Here is a 394-nt window from a genome sequence, read left to right on the forward strand (position 1 = left end):
TCAACAGATCCGGATTACGATCTACTTCGCGCCCAATAATCGCTTTTTGCTGATTCCCTCCGGAAAGTGCGCGTGCCAAGGCAAATTCACTAGGTGTCCGAACGTCAAATTCATCAATTAACCGCTTTGCCTGCTTGTAGATTTCTTTGAAATTTAAGATTCCATGTTTAGAATAGGGCTCTTGGTAATAGTTTTCTAATACCATATTTTCGCCAATCGGGAAATTCAACACTAGTCCATGCTTATGGCGATCTTGAGGGATATGCGCGACACTGGACTCAATAATCTTTCTAGGTTTATGGTTAAGTATTTCTTTCCCGTTGATTCGGACACTTCCACTTTCAGCCTTACGCAGTCCTGTAATGGCTTCAATAAATTCACTTTGACCGTTGCC

General features: G+C 42.1%; 1 protein-coding gene. It reads right to left on the reverse strand.

Annotated features, from left to right (window positions below; translation table 11 throughout):
• A partial coding sequence (locus RYX56_RS21350; RefSeq protein WP_317123988.1) for an ATP-binding cassette domain-containing protein occupies positions 1 to 394 on the reverse strand: 394 nt, incomplete at both ends.

Source organism: Alkalihalophilus lindianensis (assembly GCF_032843265.1).
GTDB classification, from domain to species: domain Bacteria; phylum Bacillota; class Bacilli; order Bacillales; family Bacillaceae_D; genus Alkalihalophilus; species Alkalihalophilus lindianensis.